Below are 22,970 nucleotides of genomic sequence, written 5' to 3'. Positions count from 1 at the left end.
CATATGTAAACAAATAAAAACGCTTTCATTAGATTTTTTATTTAAAATTCAGACCCATGAGATTAAAAAACCACATGATAAGCAGCATTGTTTTAGTAATGGGCATGGCATCATTTTCGCAAACTGGCTTGCAAAAAAAAGCAGATAATTTATTCAATAAGTTTTCATTTGTTGCCGCCACTAATGCTTATAAAGAACTTATCTCAAAAAACGACAATGCAGATTACGCTACCAGACAATTAGCCAATTGTTATGCATATTTGCGTAATCCAGATAGTGCAGTGGTTTACTATAAAAAAGTGATAAAACAACCAAATGTTCCTAATCAATATTACTACAACTATGCACAGGCCTTAAGAGGTGTTCAAGATTATAAAGAATCTCGTATATGGTTAAAGCGTTTTAAAGATGAAGGTGGTGATCTAAAAGAATCTGATATTGTAAACGATAATGATTTTATTAACAAAATTTATAATGTGAAACCCCATTATTTTTTAAAGGATGTTAATTTCAATTCTAAGTTTAGCGATTTTGGTGCTTATGAAAAAAACGGAAATACTTATTTTATTTCTTCAAGAGACGAAGGCGTCATTTTAAAACATATTGATGGTTGGAATGAAGAACCTTTTTTAGATATCTATGTAAAAGCCACCTCCAGTAGCGACAGTATTGTGAACAATAAATTCAAATTGCAGGGGTCAGTTAATACCGTATACCATGAAGGGTCATTAGCCATTTCAAAAGATGGTAAAACCTTGTATTTTTCAAGAAGTGATTTCAATGAACAAATTTTAGGTAAAACAGATGAAAACGTTACAAACCTTAAAATTTACAAAGCAAATTTGGTGGATGGCAAATGGACAAACATTGAAGAGTTGCCCTTTAACAGCAGCACCTACTCTATTGCCCACCCAGCTTTAAATAACGATGAAACAAAGCTATATTTTACATCCAACATGCCAGGAGGTATGGGTGGTACCGATATTTATTATGTAGACATAAATAGCAATGGTTATGGAACACCTCAAAATTTAGGAGCTCCTGTTAACACCAATAAAAATGAAAGTTTTCCTTTTATAAATAACGATGGTAAGCTTTTCTTGGCATCCGATGGTCACCCAGGTTTAGGTTTGCTTGATATTTTCGAAACAGTTTCAGACGAAAACGATAAAATTATTAATGTCATCAATCTAGGTATTCCTGTAAATTCCAGTAAAGACGATTTCTCTTTCTTTATGAATGAAGATGGTTTATCTGGATACTTCGCTTCAAATAGAAATGGTGGCATGGGTAGTGATGATATTTATGCTTTTTATAGAGTCCCACAATTAAAAATTGAAGACACAGTTACCGATGCAGAAACAAACAAACCTATAGCAAATGCCACAGTAACCTTGTTAGATAGCCGTAGCTCTTCTTTAGATACAGTGAAAACAGGTGAAAATGGACATTTCAATATTAATATAGATAGAGATACCGATTACTACATCCAAGTTAAAAAAGATGATTATTTAGATTATACCAAAGCGGTATCCTCAAAAGGCATTGATAAAAACACAACAAGCATTAATACAAGTATTGTGTTAAGTCCAGATAAAATCAAATCAAAGCCCATTACAGAACTTCAGTCAATATATTTTGATTACAATAATTATGATATTAGAAAGGAAAGCACGGTTGAATTAGATCGTATTGTAACCTTAATGACTACCACATATCCAGATATGGTCATTAAAATTGAGTCTTATTCCGATTCTAGAGGGTCATCAAAATACAACAACAAACTTTCGCAAAAAAGAGCAAAAACCACATACAATTACTTAATAAATAAGGGCATAAATCCTGAAAGAATTAGTGAATATAAAGGTTATGGCGAACAAAATTTAACCAACCAATGTAATGATGCAGCTCCTTGTACAGAAGAACAACACCAGTTAAACAGACGTACGCAATTTATTGTTGTAAGAATGTATTAATTTAAAAGTGTTCTGAAATCAATTAAAAAAATCAACAAAAAACTATTATTTTGATGATTTTTTTGTTTTTATATGATGAAAATTATGGTATAATTTACAACTAAATATCATTGCAAATTAGCTATTCAAGTTACTATATTAACTTTAAAATAGTCTTATTTACGGTTATAATTTACATGCTTATTAAAATATAAATTAAATTATTTTTTTATAAAAATGTTGGTATAGAACCATTTTCCTTCGCTATTTTGTTCTGCTGCCAAATCAAAACTTGTAAAATCACCTTCAATGTTTGCACGGTGTCCTTCGCTTTTTAACCAAGCTTTAACCACAGATTCCGCAGAACTATAACCATAAGCCACATTTTCAGACACTTTAATAGCTCCCGCATTTGCTTTTAAATAATCGCTTCTTTTGTAAAAATTTGCATGGGATATTTGATTGTTATCTACCATATAATCGGTATGGGTAAATGCTACTTTTTTAACCACTATCATATCAGATAGGACGTTCAAACCCATAGATTCACGATGGTTATTAATAAGTTCAAGTATCTCTACTTCAATGGTTTTGGTTTCAGGATCGGTAAAGTTTAATTCTATCGCATCTGCTTTCTCATCAAGACTATCCTCGGTACAGGAAAAGCTAAATATAGCTAACAGTGCCAATAATGGCAGTTTGGTTAATAACTTCATAAGTAGGTAATTTAGGTTGTGTAAAACTAAACTCCTATTCTGAAGTAAACGTTAATTAAATGTTAAAATCGACCAAAAACAATCCATACATCGGTATTAATTGTAATACATCGATGAAATACTGTTTTTAAAAATTTCATATGATAATTCATAATGCGATTTAAGGAGATAAACGATTTATTAACCAATTATAATCTGGTTGTAATTGATAACGTATTCTATCATGCAATCTATTTGGTCTCCCTTGCCAAAACTCCATTTCAACGGGCTTAATAATATAGCCTCCCCAATATTCTGGTCTTGGTATTTCTTTTCCTTCAAATTCCTTTTCTAATTCAGCAAGTTTTTGCTCTAGGTAAACTCTACTAGGTACAACATCACTTTGGTGCGAAACCAAAGCTCCTAATTGACTACCACGTGGTCTCGATTCGAAATACCCATCACTTAAATTTTCAGCAATTTTTTCGGCTTTGCCTTTTATAATTATTTGTCGTTCGGCACCATGCCAAAAAAAAGACAAACACACATTGGGGTTTTGTGCTATGGCCTTGCCTTTTTCACTATTATAATTGGTATAAAAAATAAATCCTTCGTGGGTAAATCGTTTTAAAAGTACTACCCTACTTTTAGGAAACCCATCTAAACCAATGGTACTAATGGTCATAGCATTGGTTTCATCTTCACCAAAAAACTTATCAACTTCATAGAACCATTTTTGAAATAATTCTATAGGATTCTCTGGTGCATCTTCTAGTAGAAATTCACTTTTTTCATATGATTTTCTGTAATTACTTAAGTCTTGTTCCATAATTACAAAATAACAAAAATTTATTTTCCTTTTTTTAATAATCGTATTGTTAAACTTAATAAATTAGTATATCCCTAATTCATACATATGAGGTTTGAAAATTCTGAGTTTTTTAAACTGAAACACTACAAATTAGAAATGCCTTTTGGTAACTTCTATTTTTTTGAAACTTTCTTTATTTCTGAAATAAATGAAGGGATACACTTCGATTGGAAAATGATTCAAGAAGCTATGGATTATGTTGTAGCATTTTATGGTGCTGATGCTAAATTGGGCTATATATCAAACAGAGTGAATTCATATTCTATGACCCCTCAAACCTGGAATAAAGTTCAAAAAAAATATAACATAATAGTTGCAGGAGCCATTGTAGCTTATAATAAAATGAATTATTTAAATGCTAGTCTAGAAAAGAGAATAGCTAAAACTACTATAAAACGATGTTTATCCTTATCTGAAGCAATTGAATGGATTCAAAATTTAAAAGAACTTGATAATAAATAAATTTCCTCATTTTTAAAATACATTACATCAAAACTCCTTTATAAAGCTTATTACAAGCATACCAAAGCTATTTTATAGGCTCTGCTTTACATATGCTTAACATTAAACGCATTTTTGTTTTAAAAAATAAGTTGTATATTTCTGACATGAAATTTGAAGAATTTAAAAATCTATCAAAGTTTAGTCATAAAAAAATACAACTTTCATTTGGTAAGTTTTTTATTTGTGAAGATTTTGTGGTGGCCGAATTGAACCACGAATTGCATGTAGATTGGTCCATCATCCAAAAAATAGCCAACATGATTATTGAGCATTATGGCAATACCAAAAAGATTGGTTTTATATCCAACAAAGTAAATTCATACTCTATAGATCCTTTTGTTTGGGTTACTTTTAGTAAAGAATACGATTTTATTGAAGCGGCTGCCATTGTTTGGTATAACGATGCAGGTTTTATGAGTGCTACTTTAGAAAAAATATTTTTAAAAAACAGTGTAAAACTTTGCGAATCTTTAGAAGAGGCTGTGCAATGGGTTTTGAATTCTGATGAAATTAGAAATTAAATGTTTTTCCGTCTTCACACAATTCTACATTATTAAAAACTTTTTGCGCTTCGTCTTTAAATGCATTTAAGCTATCATAACGCGTTGAATAATGTCCAAGCAATAATGTTTCCACATTGGCTTGTTTTGCTATTAAAGCAGCTTGTTTTGCGGTTGAATGCTTTGTTTTAAGTGCCAAATGTTCATGTTTATCTAAAAAAGTAGATTCATGGTAAAGAACATCTACGTTTTTTATAAGAGGTACAATATCTTCTTTGTAATAGGTATCGCTACAAAAAGCATAACTTTTTGGTTTTAATCCCGGTTTGGTTACGGTATTGTTTTTAATGAGGATGCCATCTTCATTTACAACATCAAAACCTTGAGCTAACTTTCTATAATAAGCAACATCAATATTGGCTTCTTCAACCAAATTAATATCTAATTTACGGTGGCCTTCCTTCTCTTTAAAAAGGAATCCATTGGTGTAAATACGATGGTTTAAAGGAATGGTATGTACTTCTACTTCTTCGTCTTCAAAGATAAGTTCTGAGTTTTCTGAAGTTAATTCATGAAAAATAAGATTGTAATTGGTCCAAGAATCGGCAAGTTTCATTTGAAGCGTTACCACTTCTTTAATGCCTTTAGGGCCGTAAACATGTAAATCGGTTTCACGGGTTAACAGTCTGAATGTTGAAATTAAACCTACCAATCCAAAAAAATGATCGCCATGTAAATGCGAAATGAAAATGTGCTTTATACGGTTGAATTTAATTTTATGCTTGCGTAGTTGCACCTGAGTACCCTCACCACAATCTATTAAAAACATGTGATTGTTTATTTCTAATACTTGCGATGTGGTATTGTTTAAAGCTCTTGGTGTAGCACTGTAACAACCTAATATGGTTAATTTCATTTAATATTAGTTTATAGGTTTATTGGGTTATGTGTTTATAGTTTAATGGATTGGCATATAAACTTATAAACGTTCTCATAAACTCATAAACATTTTTTAGAACCCTAAATCGCGTTCCATTTCTTCCATTTCAATAATATCGTATGCTTCTTGGGTGGTTGGAACAACAACTATTTCATCTGGAACTACGTCTAAATCTATTTTATCTGAAACAATTACAAACGAATGATTGGTAGCTCTATGTTTATTTGAAAGTGCTAGAAACTCAACAATATCCTGCAACTCTATTTTGTTTAATGAAGATAGAGATACAATAATGTTATTGTTTTTAAACTTTGGGTATAACGCCTCTATTTTTTTTACCAATTCAACAATGGTAGCTTTTTCTTGAGTGATTATTGAAATGGTTCCGTCTTGATCTATAATCATAATTTATTGTTTTATTTTTGAAGCTAACAAATAAATAACTGCCATCCTAATGGCAACCCCATTTTGTACCTGATCTAAAATAATGGCTTGTTTAGAATCGGCCACATCACTTGTAATTTCAACCCCTCTGTTGATGGGTCCTGGATGCATAATGGTAATTTCTTTGTCTAAAGAATCTAACAATTCTTTATTAACTCCAAACTGTTGTGTATATTCTCTTGTTGATGGAAAATAGCTTATATCCATGCGTTCGTTTTGTACACGAAGCATATTTGCTACATCACACCAATTCAATGCCTTACGTAAATCGGTTTCAACTTTTACTCCAAGTTCATTTATATACTTAGGTAATAATGTTTTTGGTCCGCAAACCATAACTTCAGCACCTTGAAGCTGTAAGGCAAATATGTTTGAAAGCGCTACTCTGCTGTGTAAAATATCGCCCACAATAACGACTTTTTTCCCTTGAACACCACCTAATCGTTCCCTAATGGAATAGGAATCCAATAAAGCTTGCGTAGGGTGTTCATGTGCGCCATCACCTGCATTTATAATGCTTGCTTTTACGTGTTTTGATAAGAAGACACCTGCGCCTGGGTTTGGATGCCTCATCACGACCATATCTACTTTCATAGATAAGATGTTATTTACAGTATCTATTAAGGTTTCTCCTTTTTTTACTGAAGATTGTGATGATGAAAAATTAAGCACATCGGCAGATAGACGTTTTTCAGCCAGTTCAAAAGACAACTTCGTTCTGGTTGAATTTTCGAAAAACAGATTAGCAATGGTAATATCTCTTAGCGAAGGCACTTTTTTAATAGGCCTGTTAATCACTTCTTTAAAATGATCGGCAGTTTCAAAAATAAGTTGAATATCTTGTTTGTTTAGATATTTGATTCCTAATAAGTGATTTACACTTAATTCGCTCATTTTTTAAGTTTAAAGTTTAAAGTTTAAAGTTTAAAGTTTAAAGTTGCTAAAGAGTTGTTTAAACTGAAACCTTATAATTGTTAATTTTTAATTGTCAATTCTTAATTGACTCTATTTTTCTATTAAGTAAACTGAATCTTCATTATCATGCTCTTTCCAGTTTACTTTTACTTTTTCGTTGTTTATAACATCTACCTGCCTACCTCTATAGTTGGGCTGAATGGGCAAATGCCTGCTAAAACGCCTGTCTATAAGTGTTAAAAGCTCAATTTCGTTGGGTCTTCCAAACGATTGTATAGCGGTTAAAGCGGCGCGTATGCTTCTGCCTGTATGCAAAACATCGTCTATAAAAACAACATCTTTATCTTCAACTAAAAAATTAATTTTGGTGGTATTTGCTTCTAAAGGCTTTTCGCCTCTTCGAAAATCATCCCTAAAAAAAGTAATGTCTAAATGCCCTAATTGAATGTTTTTAACTTTATAATCTTCTCGTAAAATTTTAGCGATTCTATCGGCTAAAAACACGCCACGAGGCTGTAAACCAATAAGAACGGTGTTTGAGAAGTCGTTATGTTTTTCAATAAGTTGACAAGCCAATCGGTGAAGAATGATGTTTACCTCTTTTTCGTTAAGTAAAACTTTTTGACTCATAGATTATCCAAACGTATTCGGAATACAAATGTAATGTAAAATTTAAAAACTTAGGCTATTTTTATAAAAAGACCTTTCAGGTTTTAAAAACCTAACAGATCTAAAAATATTGAACATAAAAAAAGCCTTCAATTTCTTGAAGGCTTTTGGTTTATAAATGGTTTTACTTTAGTTAAAGTAAATTACTTCTTAGCTTTTTTTGCAGCTTTTCCGTCCATTTTATCTTTAAGAGCTTGTAAAGCTTCGTTAGCATCACCTAAAGTTGGTTTTGCCTCAGCAGCTTGTGCTTCTATTTTCTTAGCAGCAGCTTTAACGTTAGCAATTTCTTCTGCTTTAAAAATAGCAGTGTGAGATGCAACTACACGTTTAAACTCTTTATTGAATTCAATAATCTTAAATTCGGCAGTATCGCCTTTTTTAAGTTTACTTCCGTCTTCTTTTTCAAGGTGACGTGTTGGAATGAATGCTACGATATCTTCGTTAAATTCTACAGTAGCTCCTTTATCAACGATTTCAGAAATTTCACCCTTGTGAACAGTTTCTAAAGCGAAATCAGTTTCGTAAGCATCCCAAGGATTTACAGTTGTTTGTTTGTGACCTAAAGATAATTTACGTCCTTCAACATCTAACTCAAGTACGATAACTTCTAATTTATCTCCAGCTGCACAGAATTCAGATGGGTGCTTGATTTTCTTAGTCCAAGATAAATCTGAGATGTAAATTAATCCGTCGATACCTTCTTCTAATTCAACAAAAACACCAAAGTTTGTAAAGTTACGAACGATACCTGTGTGCTTAGAACCTAATGGGTATTTAGCAGTAATATCAGTCCAAGGATCAGATGTTAATTGTTTGATACCTAAAGACATTTTACGCTCTTCTCTATCTAAAGTTAAGATAACCGCTTCTACTTCATCACCAACATTTACGAAATCTTGAGCCGAACGTAAGTGTGTAGACCAAGACATTTCAGAAACGTGGATTAATCCTTCTACACCATCAGCAACTTCAATAAATGCACCGTAATCTGCAATAACAACTACTTTACCTTTTACTTTGTCTCCAACAGCTACAGTATCAGCTAATGCTTCCCATGGGTGTTTAGATAATTGTTTAAGGCCTAATTGGATTCTTGATTTGTTTTCATCAAAATCAAGGATTACCACGTTAAGTTTTTGATCTAATTCTACAATCTCGTTTGGATGATTGATACGAGACCAAGATAAATCGGTAATGTGGATTAAACCATCTACACCACCAAGATCGATGAACACACCGTAAGAAGTAATGTTTTTAACGATACCTTCTAATACTTGACCTTTTTCTAATTGACCAATAATTTCTTTTTTCTGAACCTCGATATCAGCTTCAATAAGCGCTTTATGAGATACTACTACGTTTTTGAATTCGTGGTTGATTTTAACAACTTTGAATTCCATAGTTTTATTTACGTACTGATCGTAATCTCTAATTGGTTTCACATCAATTTGAGAACCTGGTAAGAATGCTTCGATACCGAATACATCTACAATCATACCACCTTTAGTTCTACATTTAACAAAACCATTAACGATTTCACCAGTTTCGTTAGCTTTAATAACTCTGTCCCATGCTTTGATTACACGAGCTTTTCTGTGAGATAATACTAATTGTCCAGTTGCATCTTCACGAACATCAATTAATACTTCTACTTTGTCACCAACTGCTAAGTTTGGGTTGTAACGGAATTCGTTTAAAGAAATAACACCTTCAGATTTAGCGTTGATATCAATAATAGCATCTCTATCAGAAATGTGTACTACGGTACCTTCAACAACTTCATCGTTTAAAGTGTCAACGAAATTCTCAGCTACTAATTTTTCAAATTCTTGTAATTGCTTTTCATCAACTTCATCAATACCTTCTTGGTAATTGTGCCAGTTAAAGTTTGCTAAGAATTTTTCAGGGTTTGCTTTAGCTTCAGATACTACTGGAGCTTCTACTGTTGGAGCGTTAGTTGCTTCAACTTCAGCTTGATTTGCTTTTTCAGCCATTTAAAATATAATTAAGTAATTCAATAAGGTTTTTAGTTTTAAATAGCCCATTAAACTACATTTTGTATTCTGTATGTTTCGGAAGATTTTAAGCGATTAACACACAGAAGTGTTATTAATTTTCGTTTTCAGTTCCTCTTATCTTTCCGTAAATTCGCTAAAAGGAGTGCAAAAATACATATTATTAAGGTAATTACCTAAAAATGAGTGAACAAAATTAATTGTGACTTCCAGCTCTTTTTCGTGTCATAATAACAAAGACAAAAAGTTAACTTTAAATTAATAAAATATAGCTGAATAATTCAGTATATTTAAAGAGAATAAACTATTAAATCATTTATAATTATGGCAGTAAAAGCAAAATACCAAGCGGTTTTAGACTTAGGAGAAAAACTAAACATTCAAAACGGTGATGTAACTGAAGAAAATGGCGTTTTAAAAGTAAAAGGAGCGGCAAATACACCTTATGAAAAAAACCTACTTTGGGACAAAATAAAAGAAATTGGTGGTGAAAACCCAAGCGATATTAAAGCAAATATTAACGTTGCTGATGAAAGCGTTTACGCAAGACATACCGTAAAAAGTGGAGAAACTTTAGGTAAAATTGCAAAACAGTATTATGACAATGCATCAAAATACAATGCTATTTTTCAAGCAAACACCAATATTTTGAAGAATCCAGATTTAATTCATCCAGGACAGGAATTGGTAATTCCTAATATCTAGGAAATTCACTAAAAATATTTAAGAAAGACGAATCTTTATTTATATGAAGGTTCGTTTTTTTTTGAAGTTTCAAAGTTACTGAGATTCAAAGTTACTGAGATTCAAAGTTTCTAAGTTAAAATAGTAAGAAAGTGATTTAGGCTTTAAATTTTAAAGTTTTTCTGAATTTTCTAAAGTTCGTTTCGCTAGCTGCAAAATGTTATTGAATTGTTCTTGCAAACTCATATTGGAATTATCTATTTGAATAGCGTCTTTGGCTTTTGTTAGGGGTGAATCTTCTCTGTTGGAATCTGTATAATCCCGCTCTTGAACATTTTTAAGCACCGCTTCATAAGTAACGGTTTCACCTCTTTCAATTAATTCAGCATAACGTCTTTCTGCCCTTGTTTCGGCTGAAGCAGTCATAAACAATTTAAGTTCGGCATCAGGGAATACTACGGTGCCTATATCGCGCCCATCCATAACCACGCCGCCATTTTTCCCCAATTGCTGCTGTTGTTCTACCAGTTTTTGGCGTACTTCGGATATTTCGGCAACTTTACTAACAAAACTGGACACTTCTAATGTGCGGATATCGTTTTCTATGTTAGTACCGTTTAAGTACACTTCGGCAAACCCGACATCTTTATTGAATTTAAAACTGATTGTGATTGCTTTTAAACTAGCAACCAAACCTTCAACATCAAAATGATTATTATTTATAAAACCATGTTGCATGGCATAAAAAGTAACCGCACGGTACATCGCTCCAGAATCTACATATACATAACCCAAATGTTTGGCAATTTGTTTGGCGACCGTACTTTTTCCTGTGGACGAAAACCCGTCTATAGCGATTGTGATGTTTTTCATTGAAATTTTGTTGGTGGTAAAGTTAAAAGTTATAAAGTAAAAAGTTGCTGTTTTTTTTAATTGAATTTTCTTTATAAAATTTCAACATGCAAACTTTACAAACTTCTATTGCAAATCTATCTGTAAACCAAAAAAGTTTGAATTGGCAGCACTTGTATATTTGGCATGAGTGTAACTAAAGCGCATTTTGTTCATTTTTATTGAAAAACCAGCGGATAAGCCTGAAAAATTTCGTTGGTCTACAATTCGTAATTCTTCGGCACGTCTAAAATTATAGCCAATACGAATGTTAAATCCGCCTTCAGGAAAAATTTCAGCACCAACAATAGTGTGTCGCATTACTTGACCCAAAAAACCAATTTTTTCATCGGTTTGGTTGCCACTTAAATCGCTTGTTGTTCTTGCTGGATTTGGACGTGCTATAGGCCATTCCTGCAAATTTTCTAGAGTAAGATGCCAACGAAGGGGTACATTTTCTAAACTTTGCGACATACCAAAATCGACTTCAAAAGGGAGTTTTTCATTTAAACCTGCATAGGTGGTAATTTGTGTTCCAAAATTCCTAACAGCTAAAGCGGCATGAAAATCGATATCTTCATTAATGTACAACAAACCAACATCAACCGCAGCGCCAAAAGAGCTGTATTGTTCTAACTTAGAAGTAATCAGTTTTGCATTGGCACCTAAATAAAAATCGGAGTACCCAATTTGAGTTGCATACCCAAATGACAAGGCGGTTTCGTTTCCTGAAAATGTTCCTGTAGAATTACCATCTTCATCGTAACCATCAAACGAACCGTAATTTATATAAGTAATACCTGCATGAAAAGTTTGTGTGCGTCTATCTACAGTGTAAGCATACGCCGCCGTACCATAACTGATACCTCCTAAATAGCTGATGTAATTTAATGCCAATTGCTTGTCCATATCAACGTTTATAGTTGCTGGATTGTAAAGTCCTTGTGTTACATCATAATCTACAATGGTAAGTACTTTACCTCCAAGAGCTGCCTGACGTGGCGACGATACCAAATTCAAAAATTGATACGTAGACTCACCTCCTACCTGCGCATAGGTTAAGACTGTAAGAAGCAAACAAAAAAGCGTGATAATTTTTTTTAGCATATTTACATCGCAAAGTAAGTAAATCTATCTTAAAACGGTAGCATGTATCTTTTATTTTAAATGAAGTAAAAAGAGACAAGACAGATTTACCAAGTCACATCGAGCGCAGTCGAGATGTTTTTAAGGTTCACTACACCATAAGAGTTCTCGACTGCGCTCGAACAGACCTATTATATCCAAGATTCTATAACGTTTTTGCGTTTGTAACCTTTTGATTTGTGAGCGCTATTTTTATAACATCACTCATATCGGTAACGTAATGGAACGTAAGCCCCTTTAAGTAATCGGGTTTTATTTCTTCAATATCACGACGGTTTTCTTCACACAATAAAATTTCTTTAATTCGAGCACGTTTTGCTGCCAGAATTTTTTCTTTAATACCACCCACAGGAAGTACCTTTCCACGAAGTGTAATCTCTCCTGTCATGGCTAAACTTTTCTTCACTTTTCTTTGCGTGAATAATGACACCAACGATGTTAACATGGTTACACCTGCACTTGGGCCATCTTTAGGAGTTGCACCTTCTGGCACGTGAATATGTACGTTGTATTTTTCAAAAACTTCTGAATTAATTCCAAATTCATCAGCATTTGATTTGATGTATTCCATAGCAATAGTAGCCGATTCTTTCATAACCGTACCTAAATTACCCGTAATACTCAATGTGCCTTTTCCTTTTGATAATATGGATTCAATGAACAAAATATCGCCACCAACACTGGTCCAAGCTAAGCCTGTAACCACACCAGCCACATTATTGTTTTCGTATTTATCGCGTTCCATTTTAGGGCCACCCAATACTTCAATAATATCTTCATTGGTTACTTTAATGTTGTAATCTTCTTCCATCGCAATATTTTTGGCAGCGTAACGCACCATTTTTGCGATTTGCTTTTCCAATCCACGCACACCGGATTCACGGGTATAACCTTCAACAATTTTTTCTAATTGTGCCTTACCTATTTTAAGGTTTTTCTCGGTTAAACCATGTTCTTTTAATTGCTTTGGAAGCAAGTGACGTTTTGCAATTTCTACCTTTTCTTCAATAGTATAACCCGTTACATTGATAATTTCCATACGGTCTCTCAATGCCGGTTGAATGGTTGACAAACTATTTGAAGTGGCTATAAACATTACTTTGGAAAGGTCGTAACCCATTTCTAAAAAGTTATCGTAAAACTCGCTGTTTTGTTCTGGGTCCAATACTTCCAACATGGCAGAAGATGGGTCGCCTTGGTTTGAATTTGAAAGTTTATCAATTTCATCTAAAACAAAAACGGGATTGGATGTTCCTGCCTTTTTCAAACTTTGAATGATACGCCCAGGCATCGCACCAATATAGGTTTTTCTATGGCCACGAATTTCAGCTTCATCTCGTAAACCACCCAATGAAATACGCACATATTGTCTACCCAAAGCCTCGGCAATAGATTTTCCTAAAGATGTTTTACCAACTCCTGGAGGTCCGTACAAACACAAAATAGGCGATTTCATATCGTTACGCAGTTTTAAAACCGCTAGATATTCAATAATACGGCGCTTTACGTCTTCCAAACCAAAATGGTCGCGGTCTAGAATTTTCATGGCGCGTTTTAAATCGAATTTATCTTTGCTGAACTCGTTCCAAGGCAAATCTAAAAACAGCTCTAAATAATTGCGTTGAATGGAATATTCAGCCACTTGCGGATTCATGCGTTGCATTTTGGACAGTTCTTTTTCAAAATGCTTTGCCACTTTTTCATCCCATAATTTTTCCTCGGCACGTAAGCGCATTTCATCAATTTCTTCTTCATGATTTACGCCACCCAATTCTTCTTGAATGGTTTTCATTTGTTGATGCAAGAAATATTCACGTTGTTGCTGGCTCATATCCATCTGCACTTTAGACTGAATATCGTTTTTTAATTCCAATTTTTGAAATTCAACATTCATAAACTTAAGTGTTGAAAGCGCACGTTTTTTTAGGTCATCAATTTCTAAAAGTGCCTGTTTTTCAGCCACTGTCAAATTCATGTTAGACGACACAAAATTGATTAAAAACGAATCGCTTTCTATATTTTTAATAGCGAAAGAGGCCTCACTTGGAATGTTTGGGCTCTCCTTGATGATATTAAGAGCCAAATCTTTAATGGACTCAATGATCGCGATAAACTCTTTATTTTTTTGCGCAGGTCGTGCCTCTGGTATTTCCCTAACAGTGGCATTCATGTAAGGTTCTTCTGTAAGAACTTCTGCCACTTTAAAACGTTTTTTACCTTGAATGATAACCGTTACGTTACCATCGGGCATTTTTAAAACACGTAAAATTTTGGCAACTGTACCTATTTCGTGAATTTCTTTTGCTGAAGGATTTTCAACAGATTCATCTTTTTGAGCCACCACCCCAATAACTTTACTCCCTTTATTCGCATCGTTAATCAATCGGATGGATTTATCGCGACCGGCAGTAATAGGAATAACCACCCCTGGAAACAATACCGTATTGCGCAAAGACAAAATAGGCAGTGTTTCGGGTAATTTTTCATTGTTTATTTCTTCTTCGTCTTCAGGTGTCATTAACGGGATTAATTCTGAATTCTCATCAAAATCCTGTAATGACAAACTGTCTAGAGATATAAAATTAGATTTTTTCATATATGTATTTAGGTCAATATGTCATAAAAACTATTGAATCCTTAATTTTTAATAATTTACAAAAAATAATATTGTTTTGAATATCAATAATTTAAAATAATTATATCCTATTCATTCTATATATAAATTCAATAGCTGTGCCAATAATTAGATTTTTAGAAATTTAGACCTTTAGAACGCTAGACTCTATTGTCTTTAACTTCAAAAGAATCTAAATTTTCCCCGCTTTCTTCAAAATAAACAATAAAACAATGGGGATTAATAATAAACCAATCATAAGTAAATTGGTTTGAAATAAATTTGGTGCTAAAATTAATGTAGCTACAAAACCACCTATGGCACCACCAAAATGTGCATCATGACCAATGTTTCCTATTCGGTTTTTCATCCCATAAATGGAATACAACAAATAGGCAATACCAAATAAATATGCAGGAATGGGGATGGGTATAAAAAATATCATAAGTTTCATACCGGGTTGTAACAAAATGGCAGCATATAAAATTCCTGTTACAGCTCCACTTGCGCCAACGGCACTGTAATGATATTCGTTTTTATGGAAATAGAGTGACAGCAAACTTCCTGCAAGCAAACTAACCACGTAAATTATGATAAAACCTAAGGGCGCTACATAATTAATTACCGTGCCTGCAAAAAAGTACAAGGTTAACATATTAAACAACAAATGCTGTGTGTCTACATGTAAAAAACCAGAACTAAACATGCGTATTTTTTCGCCCCTTTGAACTCCACCAATATGGAATTTATAGGTATCAAAAAAAGCATAATCGCCAAATCCCTTATAGGATATAATAATACTTGCTGCAATAATAATGATGGTTATTAAATCTAAATTGCCCATGAAGTGTAATCGTTTAATTTCAAATTAACATATATTTGCTGCTACAAATCTAAAATTAATTCATGCAACTTTTAGCATATATTCTTGTTTATCCACTTTTATGGATGGTTTCCATACTTCCGTTTAGATTGCTTTACTTAATTTCAGATGGTTTATCCCTATTGCTTTATTATATAATTGGGTACCGCAAAAAGGTAGTTTACAGTAATTTAAAACTTGTGTTGCCTAATAAAACTGAAAAAGAATTAAAGCTCATTCAAAAAAAATTCTATAAGCATTTATGTGATATGTTTTTAGAAATGGCAAAAACCATGACCATTTCTGAAAAAGAACTAAAAAAGCGTTTTAAAGTTTTGAATCCTGAAGAATTTCAACGTTTGGAATCTTTAAATAAAAGCGTGTTATTGATGTATGGGCATTATGCAAGTTGGGAATGGTCTGTGGTGTTACAAAATTACATCAACTTTAAAGGTTTTGGGGTTTATAAAAAACTGGCCAATAAGTACTTTGACAAATTAGTGCGCGATATTAGGTCTAAATACAACACACAGTTAATCAGTACCAAAGAAACCATTAGCGTGATTAACCAAAATGAAATTGAAGGCAATAAAAGCATTACCGCTTTTTTAAGCGATCAATCCCCAAGACTTACGAAAGAAGTGTATTGGGGTACCTTTATGGGTATTGAAACGCCATGCTTTACGGGTGCTGAACGATTGGCAAAAAAATTAGATTTAACCATTGCCTATTTAAAAGTGAACAAAGTAAAGCGTGGACATTATGAAGCTGAAATTATAACGCTTTCTGAAAATCCAAAAGATTTCAAAGATTATGAATTGACAGATTTATTTTTACGTGAAGTAGAAAAACAAATTTACGAAGCCCCAGAATATTACTTTTGGACACACAAGCGTTGGAAACATAACAGGGAGACCACGTAAAATAAATTTCAAACTTTTAACATCCCACGAAACCCTCTGGCAGCATAGTACGATTGTACACCATTATGATATACAAAAACGTTGTTATAGCGTTTATCACCAAAAATAGCACCATCAAGTTTTCTTATATCATCGGGGGTTTTTAGCCAACTGGAGGTTTTCAAATCGAAATCACCAAGTTGTTGTAATTCCCTATATTGATTTTCTGTTAGCAGTTCTATTCCCATTGCTTTAGCCATATCAATCGCGCTATTTTTTGGCTTGTGCTCTTTTCTGGCATCTAAAGCTTCACGGTCGTAACAAAAACTTCTACGTCCTTTAGGGCTTTCATCAGAACAATCATAAAAAATGAATTCATCTGTATTTTTATCATACGCAACCACATCGGGTTCACCACCTGATACTTCCATTTCGTTTAAAGACCAAAGTTTTTCTTCATTAGTGCGTAACTTCAATTCTACCTGAGACCAATCTATACCTAAATGACGTTTGGTGTTTTTTTCAAAACGAACTTTTAGAGTTTTGATTAGCGCCTCTTGTTGTTCTGGTGACAATAGTTTTTTGGTATTCATAGCTATAAAATATTGAATTTAGATAAGCTATTTTAAGATTACAAAAAAATCACGTAAACCACTAAGAATACTTTGTACTGCGTAAGATGCAAGTATAAGTCCCATTATTTTACTAATTACCGTAATTCCATACTCACCTACCCTTTTTTGAACACCATTAGCAGCCAGTAGTAAAAGCATGGTTAATACCACAACAAATAGTACCAACAGTATGGTTATAAACTGTTCTTCAATAGTATATAAATGATTATCCGTCATAAGCACCACTGCCATAATAGCTCCAGGTGACGCAATGGATGGAATGGCAACAGGGAAAATGGTAACGTGTTTATAATCTTTAATGGAATGTTTTTCTGATTCTGGCTTCCCTTCGCCAAAAATCATGGTTAAGGCAAACAAGAATAGTATCACACCGCCAGAAATTTGAAAAGCATCTAAAGATACTTGCATGCCTTCCAAAATTAATTGACCTACTAGAATAAAAAACAATAAAATTAAAAAAGCCACAATTGATGCTCTTATGGCTACCTTCCTTTTATACTTTAAATCAAAATGTTTTGTTGCCTCTAAATAAACTGGTACCGACCCTAATGGGTCAATGACAGCAATCATGAATAAAATTTTAGTAACTATTGCAGCAAACATATTAATTTAGAGTTTTTCCTTGTGTTGTAAATGAAATACCTTGTTGCCCCGAAGTAGAAATCATAACACTTTCAAAAAAAGGTGCGTTTGATTCTGGTTTAATTCTCCAATTAAATAAAAAATTAGCTCCGGTGCCCCCTGTTTTATCTAGCTCGTCTATAACAATTTCAACAGTTTCCATAGGAGCGATAAAAATTGTTTTGTTAAAATAGGTTCTAATTGCTTCACCATGGGTATTATAGTATGTTGCTTTATCTATATAAACCGTGTCGTTTGTATTGATGTTGCGAAGACTAACGGTAGCAGTTAAACTATGGACCCGATGTTCGGTTTCACTATAAATTTCAGAATAAACAGATAGGTAGGTTTTACCTTGTTCCAAACTATCGCTTAAAGGATGGTTAACGGTTCGGTGTTTCCAGTTTGTAGGATGCACCGAACTTATTTCTTTTTCTTTTTGACATGAAAAATTAAATAGCAAAATAACTATTAAAGTGCATAGATTATATGTATTTATGTATTTCATGTTCATACTTATTTTTAATTAGCCTTTAGCTATACTGCCTATTTCTTCAATAAATTTATCGGCTAAGACATCAGCTTCTTGTTGCGATTTTGCTTCGGTATAGATTCTAATAATAGGCTCGGTATTGCTTTTGCGTAAATGCACCCAGCTTTCAGAAAAATCAATTTTAACACCATCAATAGTGGTTAATTGCTCGTTTTGGTAACGGGTTTCAATCTTCTTTAAAATACCATCAACATCTAACCCAGGCGTTAATTCAATTTTCTTTTTGCTCATAAAATAATTAGGGTAGCTTTTTCTAAGTTCGCTTACAGAGATACCTCTTTCTGCCAATAAACTCAAAAATAAGGCGATGCCAACTAGCGCATCACGACCATAATGGGATTCTGGATAAATAATACCACCGTTACCTTCACCACCAATAACCACTTTATTTTTCTTCATTAATTTTACCACATTCACTTCACCTACTGCACTGGCTTCGTACATACCGCCATGTTTTTCGGTTACATCACGCAATGCTCTGGTAGAACTCATATTGCTTACGGTGTTTCCTGGGGTTTTGCTTAGTACATAATCGGCACAAGCAACCAAAGTATATTCCTCACCAAACATGTCGCCGTTTTCATCCATGAACGCTAAACGGTCTACATCTGGATCTACAACAATACCAAAATCGGCATTGTGTTTTTTTACAGCTTCAGACAAATCGGTTAAATGTTCTTTTAAAGGCTCTGGATTGTGCGGAAACTGACCGTTTGGTTCACAATATAGCTTTACAACTTCAACCCCTAAACGCTCTAAAAGTAAAGGAACAGCAATACCTCCGGTAGAATTTACGCCATCTACCACCACTTTAAAACGGGCTTCCTCAATGGCAGGAACGGTTACCAAAGGCAAATCTAAAACTTCTATAATATGTAAATCTATATATGCTTTGTTTTTTGTGATTTTACCCAAACTATCTACATCGGCAAAACTCATGTTATCACTTTCTGCAATATCTAATATTTTAGCACCTTCAACAGCATCTAAAAACTCACCTTTTTCATTCAATAACTTTAATGCATTCCATTGTTTGGGGTTGTGGCTTGCTGTTAAAATAATACCACCATCGGCATGTTCCATAGGTACAGCCATTTCAACGGTAGGTGTTGTAGACAAGCCTAAATCAACTACATTAATACCTAAACCAACCAATGTATTCATTACTAAATTTTGAATCATGGCTCCGGAAATACGTGCATCTCTACCAACCACAACTTTGTAAGTATCCTTTTGGCGTTGTTGTTTTAACCACACACCATAAGCTGCAGCAAATTTTACAGCATCAATAGGTGTTAAATTATCAGCCACGTTTCCGCCAATAGTTCCTCTAATTCCTGAAATTGATTTTATAAGTGTCATAAAGTTTTTTTCAAATTATTGAACAAATATACCACTTCAAATGTATATTTTATTGTTTTTTTATAGTCATATGGTATCGCTTTATAATAATTTAGTGTTCAATTTTTTAAAATATTATTAATTACGATTTCAAAGTTGCAATTCTAAATTCGTAATTCGTAAATTTCACAAATGAATTATTTAGCGCACATTTACCTGTCTGGAGATAACGATTTGATTACCATTGGAAATTTTATTGCAGATGGTATTAAAGGCAAATCGTATAAAAATTATCCGAAAGACATTCAAATTGGAATTTTGCTTCATCGAAACATTGACACATTCACTGATGCGCACCCAACCGTTAGACTAAGTACCAAACGATTGCACGAAAAATACGGGCATTATTCAGGTATTATAGTAGATATTCTATACGATCATTTTTTGGCAAAAAACTGGGACACATACAGTGATATCCCTCTAAAAAATTATGTTGAAACGTTTTATAATTCGTTAGAAAACAATTTTGAAATCTTACCACAACGCATTCAAAAAATGATGCCCTATATGCTTACCGACAATTGGTTGCTGAGCTATGCTTCCATAGAAGGAATTTCTAGAGTTTTGGCAGGTATGAATAGACGTACCAAAAATGTTTCTGGAATGGATGAAGCAGTTAAAGAATTAGAACTGTTTTACAATGAATTTGAAACGGAGTTTTCTTCCTTTTTTGACGAACTCATTAGCTTTTCAAAAGAAAGACTAAAAGAGTATTCGTTAAATTTTGAGTAAAAACAAACTCGACAGTATTCTAATTTTAAAGATAAACTGCAAACCTAGATACAGATAATCGAATAGACCATGCCGCTGTCGGTTTTCAACAGTTTTCTTTGATTAATATATTAGTAATTAATAATTTAGGTTTTTTATTACCTGAACACTCTTAAATGATATCTAAAAAAACAGTAAAAATTACCACTGGAGTTCTTGTGTTTTTAACACTGCCCAGTTTACTGCTTTTTTGTTTTTTATATTTTAAGTATAACGAAGATTTACCCGAAGGTATTACAGGAAAGGAAGCCGATGCTTTAGCTTACAAAATGTTGGAAGCACTTAATTACAAAGCTTTTGAAAATACAGACTATTTAGAATGGACTTTTAAACGAAGGCACCTATTTAAATGGCAGAAAAACAAAAACACCTGTGATGTTTACTGGAAAGATTATAAGGTAAGTCTTGATTTAAAAGATGCATCGAAAAACCAAGCATTTGTACACAGTTTTAGGGTTATGGATGCCGATTTATCAAAAGAACTTATTGAAAAAGCCGTTAAATACTTTAACAACGATTCGTTTTGGTTAGTGGCACCTTATAAAGTATTTGACAAAGGGGCTGAACGCCGTTTGGTAAACTTAGAAAACAATAAAAAAGCACTTTTAGTAACCTACACTTCTGGTGGCACAACTCCAGGAGATTCGTATTTATGGCATTTGGATAATAACGGAAAACCCACAAGTTTTCAAATGTGGGTTGATATTTTACCTATTAATGGCTTAACAGCTACATGGAGCGATTGGACCACCACAGAAAGTGGCGCTCAATTACCTACATTCCATAAAATGGGAGTTTTTGGGTTGGAAATTAGCCATATCAAAGGAACTGAATGAGTTTTTAGTCTCAGTCACAATCACTATCTTTTACTGAAAACTGAAACTGAGACTGCAAACTTAGTATTAACTCCCCTTCTGCCCAACAAAACGATGACTATCCGATTTAAACAGAATATTAAAACTGGTTAAACTGCCGTAAATTCTAGTAATATATTGTTGCAAATCTATTTTACCTTGCTCATCCAAATCACTGGCATTAACGCGTTGCTCCATAACACGTAAGCGGTCGCGCACCATGGTTATTTTATGAAAAAAAGTATCAATTGGCAATTCGTATGACTTTAAATTGGTATCTGCTGGTTCTAAAATAAGTTTTCCTCCTTTATATTTATCGGCAATGGGCACAATTTCACTAGCATCGCTCCACTTCTTTAAAATGTTCACCAAGCTACTTTCAACATCAAAAAAACTTACGGTATCCACATCACCATCAGCCGCTTCAATAACTTCAAAATCACTATCCAAATCAATGGTTTCCAATCCGTTTTCTATAAAAGTTACCCAATAATGTTGCGATGTTACATTGGTTACAACACCTTTTCCGTATTCAGCATGGTTAATCCTAGAGCCTATTCCTAATAATTTCATATTGATATTTTTATGTTAATTCTATTTACAATGATACTAAAACTTCACAAAAACCTAAATTGAATTCTGAAAAATTAGAAACTGATAGTCAGTAACTAGTTATAATTCAATTTCCATGTCAGATCGAGCGTAGTTGAGACCTCTTTATTACTTGAGTTAATAAAAACACTTCTCGATTCGCTTTGCGAGCTACCTTCAACCAAAACACGTTTTGTCTTCGGCAATGCTCGAGGAGACATCGAGATTTAAGCAATACTGTACAAAAGTTAATTTTTTGTTAATTAAGCATAATTTACACTTTGAAAATACCCCTAGTTTTTTAAGGGCAAAAGCTATAAAAATCATCTATTTTTTAACCTGAGTACATAAAAAGGAATAGCAAAAAACCATTAAATATCTTCTCCCATTTCTTACACCCATATTTAGTTAGGGTCGTTCATTTTTATTTGAAAATTCTAAAAAAGTTAAACAATTCTAAACGGTATTAAAAATTACTTTTCTGTTACTATTTTAGTCTTCGAACATTAATAATCTTTAAAAATTTTAAATTATGAAAAGAATTTATTTATTACTATTACTCGTATCTGGTTTTGCTTTTGCAAATAACACACATCCGCTTGAATTAAAACAAAACGACCCAAAAATTGGCGATGTTTTAGTTATCAATTCAACATCAAATATTAAGTATAACCATATAGATTTTCCACAATTAAACATCATAGTAAAAAAAGGAAATGTTGCTAATTACAAAAGTGTACATGGAAAGCGTGTGGTAATAAAAGAGGTTGTTAATCATGAAAGTGGCCATACTAAAGTGCTTTTAGGAAACGAAGACAACACTAAATTTTTTGGGGTTGTAAAACATGTAGAAGCTAACTACTCAAAAGCATTATCTTCTGGTGAAATGTCTAAAGTTAATCCGTAAAAAGATTTTCAAGCATACATATTTAGAAGC

24 protein-coding genes are annotated in these 22,970 nt (G+C 33.1%); 8 read left to right on the top strand and 16 right to left on the bottom strand.

From position 1 onward, the window contains the following. Positions 1-56: 56 nt before the first annotated feature. A complete protein-coding gene (locus tag J8H85_RS00535; RefSeq protein WP_209651610.1) occupies positions 57-1,976 on the top strand; it encodes an OmpA family protein in 1,920 nt (639 codons plus the stop codon). Between the two features lie 200 nt (positions 1,977-2,176). Here J8H85_RS00535 and J8H85_RS00530 read toward each other — a convergent pair whose 3' ends face one another. Together J8H85_RS00530 and pdxH are read right to left on the bottom strand one after the other, a co-directional pair. Next, positions 2,177-2,671 (bottom strand): CAP domain-containing protein, encoded by a 495-nt coding sequence (locus J8H85_RS00530; RefSeq protein ID WP_209651609.1) that lies wholly within the window; start codon positions 2,669-2,671, stop codon positions 2,177-2,179. Positions 2,672-2,831: 160 nt separating this feature from the next. Beyond that, complete coding sequence (gene pdxH / locus J8H85_RS00525) at positions 2,832-3,479, bottom strand: pyridoxamine 5'-phosphate oxidase (protein ID WP_209651607.1); 648 nt, start codon at positions 3,477-3,479, stop codon at positions 2,832-2,834. Positions 3,480-3,566: 87 nt separating this feature from the next. Here pdxH and J8H85_RS00520 point away from each other — a divergent pair, with 87 nt between their 5' ends. After that, positions 3,567-3,983 (top strand): hypothetical protein, encoded by a 417-nt coding sequence (locus J8H85_RS00520; RefSeq protein WP_209651605.1) that lies wholly within the window; start codon positions 3,567-3,569, stop codon positions 3,981-3,983. 146 nt (positions 3,984-4,129) lie between these two features. Further along, positions 4,130-4,546 carry a hypothetical protein gene (locus J8H85_RS00515; protein ID WP_209651603.1) on the top strand — a complete coding sequence of 139 codons (417 nt, stop codon included), beginning with the start codon at positions 4,130-4,132 and terminating at the stop codon, positions 4,544-4,546. Here the strand turns inward: J8H85_RS00515 and J8H85_RS00510 are convergent. The 5 genes from J8H85_RS00510 to rpsA form a co-directional block, all read right to left on the bottom strand. Next, complete coding sequence (locus J8H85_RS00510; protein ID WP_209651601.1) at positions 4,536-5,441, bottom strand: ribonuclease Z; 906 nt, start codon at positions 5,439-5,441, stop codon at positions 4,536-4,538. The two genes, J8H85_RS00515 and J8H85_RS00510, sit on opposite strands and share 11 nt — an antisense overlap. 96 nt (positions 5,442-5,537) lie before the next feature. Continuing rightward, positions 5,538-5,870: a ribonuclease Z gene (locus J8H85_RS00505; RefSeq protein WP_209651599.1), complete on the bottom strand. Its 333-nt coding sequence runs from the start codon at positions 5,868-5,870 to the stop codon at positions 5,538-5,540. A gap of 3 nt (positions 5,871-5,873) precedes the next feature. Then, positions 5,874-6,803, bottom strand: coding sequence for an aspartate carbamoyltransferase catalytic subunit (locus J8H85_RS00500; RefSeq protein ID WP_209651597.1), 930 nt, complete (start codon positions 6,801-6,803; stop codon positions 5,874-5,876). 111 nt (positions 6,804-6,914) lie between these two features. Further along, positions 6,915-7,454, bottom strand: a complete 540-nt coding sequence (gene pyrR, locus J8H85_RS00495) for a bifunctional pyr operon transcriptional regulator/uracil phosphoribosyltransferase PyrR (protein WP_209651595.1) — start codon at positions 7,452-7,454, stop codon at positions 6,915-6,917. 182 nt (positions 7,455-7,636) lie between these two features. Continuing rightward, a complete protein-coding gene (gene rpsA, locus J8H85_RS00490; protein ID WP_209651593.1) occupies positions 7,637-9,487 on the bottom strand; it encodes a 30S ribosomal protein S1 in 1,851 nt (616 codons plus the stop codon). A 345-nt stretch (positions 9,488-9,832) separates the two neighbouring features. Between rpsA and J8H85_RS00485 the strand changes: the two genes are divergently transcribed. Further along, complete coding sequence (locus tag J8H85_RS00485; protein ID WP_209651592.1) at positions 9,833-10,213, top strand: LysM peptidoglycan-binding domain-containing protein; 381 nt, start codon at positions 9,833-9,835, stop codon at positions 10,211-10,213. Positions 10,214-10,363: 150 nt separating this feature from the next. Here the strand turns inward: J8H85_RS00485 and cmk are convergent, their stop codons facing one another. The 4 genes from cmk to J8H85_RS00465 form a co-directional block, all read right to left on the bottom strand. Next, positions 10,364-11,065 (bottom strand): (d)CMP kinase, encoded by a 702-nt coding sequence (gene cmk, locus J8H85_RS00480; RefSeq protein WP_209651590.1) that lies wholly within the window; start codon positions 11,063-11,065, stop codon positions 10,364-10,366. A gap of 105 nt (positions 11,066-11,170) precedes the next feature. Continuing rightward, positions 11,171-12,190: a type IX secretion system protein PorQ gene (porQ, locus tag J8H85_RS00475; RefSeq protein WP_209651588.1), complete on the bottom strand. Its 1,020-nt coding sequence runs from the start codon at positions 12,188-12,190 to the stop codon at positions 11,171-11,173. A gap of 184 nt (positions 12,191-12,374) precedes the next feature. Next, positions 12,375-14,825 (bottom strand): endopeptidase La, encoded by a 2,451-nt coding sequence (lon, locus tag J8H85_RS00470; protein ID WP_209651586.1) that lies wholly within the window; start codon positions 14,823-14,825, stop codon positions 12,375-12,377. Between the two features lie 211 nt (positions 14,826-15,036). After that, entirely contained in the window at positions 15,037-15,687 is a 651-nt protein-coding gene (locus tag J8H85_RS00465; RefSeq protein ID WP_209651585.1) for a rhomboid family intramembrane serine protease, read from the bottom strand. A 62-nt stretch (positions 15,688-15,749) separates the two neighbouring features. On the opposite strand from J8H85_RS00465, the gene J8H85_RS00460 reads away from it, so the two are divergent. Next, on the top strand, positions 15,750-16,628 hold the full coding sequence (locus tag J8H85_RS00460) for a lysophospholipid acyltransferase family protein (protein WP_209651583.1): 879 nt from the start codon (positions 15,750-15,752) through the stop codon (positions 16,626-16,628). A gap of 8 nt (positions 16,629-16,636) precedes the next feature. On the opposite strand, the gene J8H85_RS00455 is transcribed toward J8H85_RS00460, so the two are convergent. From J8H85_RS00455 to glmM, 4 genes are read right to left on the bottom strand one after another with little or no spacing between them, the layout of a single operon-like run. Then, a complete protein-coding gene (locus J8H85_RS00455; protein ID WP_209651581.1) occupies positions 16,637-17,200 on the bottom strand; it encodes a DUF4256 domain-containing protein in 564 nt (187 codons plus the stop codon). Between the two features lie 27 nt (positions 17,201-17,227). Further along, the gene (locus J8H85_RS00450) at positions 17,228-17,845 is read right to left on the bottom strand and encodes a MarC family protein (protein WP_209651579.1); all 618 of its coding nucleotides are present in this window, start codon (positions 17,843-17,845) and stop codon (positions 17,228-17,230) included. Between the two features lies 1 nt (position 17,846). Then, positions 17,847-18,371, bottom strand: coding sequence for a DUF3124 domain-containing protein (locus J8H85_RS00445; protein WP_209651577.1), 525 nt, complete (start codon positions 18,369-18,371; stop codon positions 17,847-17,849). An 18-nt stretch (positions 18,372-18,389) separates the two neighbouring features. After that, complete coding sequence (glmM, locus tag J8H85_RS00440) at positions 18,390-19,778, bottom strand: phosphoglucosamine mutase (protein ID WP_209651575.1); 1,389 nt, start codon at positions 19,776-19,778, stop codon at positions 18,390-18,392. Positions 19,779-19,949: 171 nt separating this feature from the next. On the opposite strand from glmM, the gene J8H85_RS00435 reads away from it, so the two are divergent. Then, on the top strand, positions 19,950-20,549 hold the full coding sequence (locus tag J8H85_RS00435; RefSeq protein WP_209651573.1) for an acyl carrier protein phosphodiesterase: 600 nt from the start codon (positions 19,950-19,952) through the stop codon (positions 20,547-20,549). A gap of 155 nt (positions 20,550-20,704) precedes the next feature. Next, positions 20,705-21,424 carry a hypothetical protein gene (locus J8H85_RS00430; RefSeq protein ID WP_209651572.1) on the top strand — a complete coding sequence of 240 codons (720 nt, stop codon included), beginning with the start codon at positions 20,705-20,707 and terminating at the stop codon, positions 21,422-21,424. Between the two features lie 66 nt (positions 21,425-21,490). On the opposite strand, the gene J8H85_RS00425 is transcribed toward J8H85_RS00430, so the two are convergent. Further along, the gene (locus J8H85_RS00425) at positions 21,491-22,015 is read right to left on the bottom strand and encodes a hypothetical protein (protein WP_209651570.1); all 525 of its coding nucleotides are present in this window, start codon (positions 22,013-22,015) and stop codon (positions 21,491-21,493) included. Positions 22,016-22,565: 550 nt separating this feature from the next. Between J8H85_RS00425 and J8H85_RS00420 the strand changes: the two genes are divergently transcribed. Then, positions 22,566-22,940 (top strand): hypothetical protein, encoded by a 375-nt coding sequence (locus tag J8H85_RS00420; RefSeq protein ID WP_209651568.1) that lies wholly within the window; start codon positions 22,566-22,568, stop codon positions 22,938-22,940. The last annotated feature ends 30 nt before the right edge of the window (positions 22,941-22,970 follow it).

This window comes from Mariniflexile gromovii, assembly GCF_017814435.1.
GTDB classification, from domain to species: Bacteria; Bacteroidota; Bacteroidia; order Flavobacteriales; family Flavobacteriaceae; genus Mariniflexile; species Mariniflexile gromovii.
This window is presented reverse-complemented; position numbering and strand designations above follow the sequence as displayed.